The following is a 5385-nucleotide window of genomic DNA, read 5'->3' as shown; positions in this document are numbered from 1 at the left end:
TCCGATGAATTTGAGAAAAATCCCACAGCCTATTTCACTTTGCGTCCTGAGGACAAAATAATGAAAGGAATTACTTCAGGGAAAAGTATTACCATTTTATCTATTAGTACTTTTGACTTTGGAAGTAAGGATATGCAGCATTGGGAGGTGTTGGCTAAATGAGTTTTTCAGTGAATTTTGCCAGCTTAAATGAATTGAAAAAAAGTCAAGGCTTAGGCAAGGATGGCAGAATACAGAAATACATTGACCAAGAGGTGATTCGTCGTATGGCACCATTTACTCCCTTTGGCACGGGGGCATTGCAAAACAGTGCTTATGGGAAATGCGGCGAGATAATTTATACTGTGCCTTACGCAAAATTTTTGTATTATGGGAAGGCTTTGGTCAGCCCTAGTACCGGGTCAACATGGGCAAGGTCTGGAGAGGAAAAAGTAATGACCAACAGGGTGTTAACATTCAAAGGAGCACCTATGCGTGGGCCATACTGGTTTTTGCGTATGAAGGCATATTATGGGCAAGAAATTTTGAAAGGGGCGGGAAACCAAATTGGAAAATAAAAGTTTAACTCAGTCCGTTCGAGATTTTTTTTGCACTTGCCCATTTCTAAAAGATGGGGTAATTCATGTGGATTATCTTGGGATTTGTCCCACAGAGTATAGTATTGACGGTGTTCCAGCCAAAAAAGAAGTAAAAATTTATATTGATGGGAGTACTCTGTGCCAGTTTGTATTTACCTTTGGCAGTGTGGAGAAATATGGGTCCAACGTGGAGACTAATCTTGAAAACAGCGGATTTTATGAAAACTTTGCTGTTTGGCTCAAGGAAAAAAGTAAAAAGAAGGAACTGCCATCCTTGGGATGCGGCAGGGAAGTGCTAGGTATAGAAGCGGAAAGTGAAGGTTATATGATTGACGCGAGAGAAAATATGGCAAGGTATCAGATTCAATGCCGATTACTTTATTTTGAGAAAGGGGTAAAGGAAATATAATGAGTGATACAGTAATGAGACATCAAATTGCAGATTATTTAAATACAAGCAGCAATACGCCAAGTTATGCGTTAATGGGTGTGGGGTTTAACACCCTAGATGAAAACCCAAATGCCCAGACGGATACAAAAACTTATATTCACCAAAAGGCACAATCCAGCCAGATTAAAAACTATCAGACGCAGTTTCCATTTGATACCGATTTGATTGCTTCTGAGGAAGCGGTTATGGCACTCTATGACATTGGAAGAAATCAAAAAACGGGGGCTGAGGCTGAGCTGGAATACGTACGCGTAGAGTTATTCCAGCCCCACGAAACCTTAGAAAATACCTTTCAAGGAAGAAAATTCAAGGTTGCTGTGGCGGTGACTGGCATTACCGGCGCTGGTGGCGAAGCCATAAAGGTAACAGGGACCCTTCATGGCGTTGGCGATCCAGTTTACGGTACCTTTAATACCACAACAAAAACCTTCACTGCAACTGAATAATGTATAGAAGGAGGGGGATTTTAATGAGCACCTTTCTAAAAAGAGAAACTAAACGGGAAATTAGCATTTTGGGACAAAATTATACTGTGGATTTTGGTAGAGATCACCTTGCTTTTATTTTTAAAAGGGTTCAAGTTGCGCTTGAAATAATTAAGAAAAAAGACCCAGGAGATTTAGAACAAGAAGAATGTTTTAAAGAGATGCATGATGAGGAAAAGGCAGTTCTAAAAAGAGCAATCAAAGAGATTTTGGATTGCCCAAAAGAGGTAAACTCCATTTTTAAAGGCGAGGATACCATAGTGCTTCACAGGGACATTTATACTTATTTGGTAGAGGAATATCTCGACGTTATGAAAACAAAATCCCCTTATAATATAGAGAGGATTGAAGGGCTATGAATCTTTTAATTGACTCATTACCCAAAAAAATATTGATTGATGATGAGGAGTATTCCATTCGATGGGACTTTCGTGTGGGAATTCTATATGAATTATTAATGCTGGACGAAGATGTGGAAGGGGCTGAGAAGCCCCTTCTTGCTTTGCGTTTATTTTATCCAAAGATTCCAAAAAATTGGGAGATGGCTTTGGAAGCCATTCAATGGTTTTATCGAGCAGGAGAGTCAGAAAAAGCGTCTTATCTAAAGAGAAACAATAAAAAGCAGGACAAGATTTATTCCTTTGAACATGATGCTTCATATATTTACAGTGCTTTCTTGGAACAATATGGTATGGATTTAACACTGGAAAAGCAACTGCACTGGTGGAAATTTCGTGCATTATTTCAAGGAATAAGGGAGGATACTACATTTTGCAAAATAATGGGTTATCGCTCCATGGAAATTTCCGAAAGCATGGAGAAGGAACAAAGAGAGTTTTACCGCAGAATGAAGGCATTATATAGAATTCCAACTTCAAAGGGTGAGGAGGAAAAACTATTTGCCATTGAGAATGTGCTTTTGTCCGGAGGGGATTTAACAGGGCTATTATTATAATTTATTCGGAAAAGAGGTGAGAAAATTGGCATATCATTATGATGGATATTTGACCTTTGGTACAAAGGTTGATGAATCGGGATTCGATAAAGGAGTCTCTGACTTGAAAAACTTAGCAGATCTCAGTGCTAAGGCAGTGTCGACCTCTTTCCTTGGGTCGGCAGGCAGTCTTTCACTATTTGCCACGGCGGTTAACAGTGGACTTGAAAAATTAACGGAGAAAGCCTTAGTTTTAGGTGATTCTGCAAAAAACAGTGTCACGCGAAGCGCTTTTGAGGTGGAAAAAACCATGAGCGGTCTTGAAAAAACTGTTGCTTCTATTTCAGAGGAATCTCTGGAAAAGGCAAAGGGTAAGGCGGGCTCTTATAAAGAATTAGGGAGCCTTTACCTAAAGAATATGAAAGCTGGCATGATAAATGAAGCCTCCTCAGCAATTTCAAGAATGGAATGGAAAATTGATGCAAACGTGAATGCTTTTGTTGAGGCGAATAAAAAGGCGGCACCGGCATATAGAAAGGCCGCCAAGGAATTAATGGCAGTGTACAAAGATGCAATAAATAATGGTACAAATGAAGCCTATAAGCTTATGGCAACAAAAGTTGAAAATATTACAGATGCTGCACAAAAACAATACGATGCCATTATAAATGAAAGACAGCGCATGGAGAAAAAGCTTTCCAATTATGGGGATTTGTTTTCTTTTGATGAAAATGGTGAAGTGCAGCTTGAAAACATTGATCGTCAAATTGATGGACTGGAGAGATATGCACAAATATTAGATAGGCTTCAAGAAAAGGGAATCTCAAAAGGGCTGTTTGATGAAGTAGTGGGAATGGATATTGGGGAAGGCATTGCTTTTGGCGAGGAATTACTTTCTAAGAGTGACGCGTTTTTTGAAGAGTACTCAGAAACTTGGGTAGAAAAACAAGACTTGGTGAGAGAAATTGCCGCCAAATTTTATGAAAAGGAACTGAAGGCTCTTGATGAGGATTTCTCAGGTGAATTGGAAAAGGCTTTAAATGATATTCCCTCCATATGTCAGGATATTGGCGTAGATGCTATGGATGGTGTGGTAAACGGTATGGAAAGTAGACGTGCTGAGGCTGTTGCCACTGCTAGAAGTATTGCAGATGCAATCATTGCCGAGCTAAAGCGTGCTACTGAGACAGCGAGCCCTTCCAAGAGAGCAGCTAGAGAGGTAGGAGAGCCCATTACACAGGGTGTTATCAAAGGCATGAAGGATGCTTACGACCCTCAAGCGTTACAAGTGTACACAGATCGCATGATGGCAGACATTGGGCAGGCGCAAAGCAAAGCTGCACAAAGCGTTTTGCAGAAAAATACTTCTAATGTTTGGAACAGTGCTACCTATAACGGTGGGGATTTCATATTAAAAGTTGAAAAGATGGTAAACGACGGGAAAGGTTCGGTTGCAAGCTTATTGCAGGAAGCAGAGTTTTACCGCAAGCAAAAAGTATCGGCGACGGGAGGTGTATAATTCTGGAGCCTTATTTTATTTTTAAAGGAATAAACAGCAAAGAAATGGGGATTTTGATTTCTGCCATGCCCGATATTATGAAACCTCAGAGAAGGGAAGCAGAAATTACAATCCCTGGGCGAAACGGTGTTTTAACCATTGATGAGGGAACGTATGAAGCCTATACCCTAAGTGTTGCATGCGGAACAAGGGGGACGGCAAGGCTTAGGGAGATTGTATCATGGTTAGATGGCAACGGCGATTTGATTCTTTCCACAGAGCCGGACAAGATATATAAAGCCAGAATCTGCAATGCTATTTCTATTTCTGATGTGATTTATTTGTACACCTCATTCCTTGTACAATTTAAAGTGTTTCCCTTCAAGTATTCTGTGGATAAAGCAGATGAGGAATTGACCCTTACTTCACCCACCACAATCTATAATCAAGGCACGATTTACAGTGAACCAATTATCACAGTTAATGGAACAGGAAATGTCACGATTACGATTAATGGCACAACCTACACACTTACTGGAATTAGCGGATATGTCACAATCAACAGTGAGATTCAGGAAGTTTACAAAGATAGTACAAACAAAAATAATTCCTTTTCAGCGTTGGATTTCCCGAGGTTTCAAGAGGGAGGAAATACAATCAGTTGGACAGGAAATGTATCAAGGTTAGAAATAAAGCCCAATTGGAGGTGGTTATAAATGGCGCAGGTCTATAAAAAGCTAGAAATAGACGTAAACAAAGATGTAACAAGTATGATTACTGCAGTGCAAAATGATACCAAAAGCAGATACTTAGATGTTGTTCTGTTAGACGGTAGCACACCCATTAATCTCACAGGCCATGAGGTTAGAATCTATGGGAAAAAGACTGATGGGAAGGAATTTTATAATAATGGAGCAATTAACAATGCAACTGCAGGAAGATGCCAATTTGAGTTGACTTCTCAGGCGTTGGTATTGGCACAGGATTTGGAAGTGCAGATTATTTTGTTCAAGAATAATGTGGAAGTTCTCAGTACGCAACCCTTCAAGATTCATGTAGTGAAAAGCCTCATTTCTGCAGGAGCTGTGGAAAGCAGTAACGAATACGGGGCGCTTGTGGTGCTATATCAAAATCTTTACGAAGCCCATACATTGCTATCGGTTATGGGTGCTGGTGAATTTTATGGCGCGTTAGCAACGTGTTCAAATTTAACAGTTAGTATTGACGGAGGTGCGGCAATGAGAGCATCAGGAAGCACTAGCTCAAACGCATTTGTACCATATGTGCCATCTGGAATAGGATCTCGTAGCACGTCTTCTAGTACTGGAGATTTATCACACCCAATGCCATTTAAAAGATCTCTTGTGATTACAGCGAATGCCGGAAGCAATTTAACGGGTGCATCAATTTCTTATGCGCTATATGAATAGGAGGTTATT

At 40.1% G+C, this 5385-nt stretch carries 8 protein-coding genes; all 8 read left to right on the top strand.

Annotated elements, in window-relative coordinates; genetic code table 11:
- Nucleotides 1–158: 158 nt before the first annotated feature.
- The 8 genes from RTK36_RS09690 to RTK36_RS09655 are packed head-to-tail and all read left to right on the top strand — an operon-like array spanning nt 159 to nt 5376.
- Nucleotides 159–557, top strand: coding sequence for a minor capsid protein (locus RTK36_RS09690; RefSeq protein WP_312046609.1), 399 nt, complete (start codon nt 159–161; stop codon nt 555–557).
- Nucleotides 547–987, top strand: a complete 441-nt coding sequence (locus RTK36_RS09685) for a chloramphenicol resistance protein (RefSeq protein WP_312046606.1) — start codon at nt 547–549, stop codon at nt 985–987. The genes RTK36_RS09690 and RTK36_RS09685 overlap by 11 nt, the downstream gene beginning before the upstream one ends.
- Nucleotides 987–1475: a hypothetical protein gene (locus tag RTK36_RS09680; protein WP_312046604.1), complete on the top strand. Its 489-nt coding sequence runs from the start codon at nt 987–989 to the stop codon at nt 1473–1475. Before RTK36_RS09685 ends, RTK36_RS09680 begins: the two co-directional genes overlap by 1 nt.
- A gap of 23 nt (nt 1476–1498) precedes the next feature.
- Nucleotides 1499–1873 carry a hypothetical protein gene (locus RTK36_RS09675; RefSeq protein WP_312046602.1) on the top strand — a complete coding sequence of 125 codons (375 nt, stop codon included), beginning with the start codon at nt 1499–1501 and terminating at the stop codon, nt 1871–1873.
- Complete coding sequence (locus RTK36_RS09670; RefSeq protein WP_312046599.1) at nt 1870–2469, top strand: bacteriophage Gp15 family protein; 600 nt, start codon at nt 1870–1872, stop codon at nt 2467–2469. Before RTK36_RS09675 ends, RTK36_RS09670 begins: the two co-directional genes overlap by 4 nt.
- Nucleotides 2470–2494: 25 nt before the next feature.
- The gene (locus RTK36_RS09665) at nt 2495–3967 is read left to right on the top strand and encodes a hypothetical protein (RefSeq protein WP_312046596.1); all 1473 of its coding nucleotides are present in this window, start codon (nt 2495–2497) and stop codon (nt 3965–3967) included.
- The gene (locus tag RTK36_RS09660) at nt 3910–4662 is read left to right on the top strand and encodes a distal tail protein Dit (protein WP_312046760.1); all 753 of its coding nucleotides are present in this window, start codon (nt 3910–3912) and stop codon (nt 4660–4662) included. Before RTK36_RS09665 ends, RTK36_RS09660 begins: the two co-directional genes overlap by 58 nt.
- Complete coding sequence (locus tag RTK36_RS09655) at nt 4663–5376, top strand: BppU family phage baseplate upper protein (RefSeq protein ID WP_312046594.1); 714 nt, start codon at nt 4663–4665, stop codon at nt 5374–5376.
- Nucleotides 5377–5385: the final 9 nt, after the last annotated feature.

Source organism: Anaerotignum sp. (assembly GCF_031981185.1).
In the GTDB taxonomy this organism is placed as follows: domain Bacteria; phylum Bacillota; class Clostridia; order Lachnospirales; family Anaerotignaceae; genus Chakrabartyella.
This window is presented reverse-complemented; position numbering and strand designations above follow the sequence as displayed.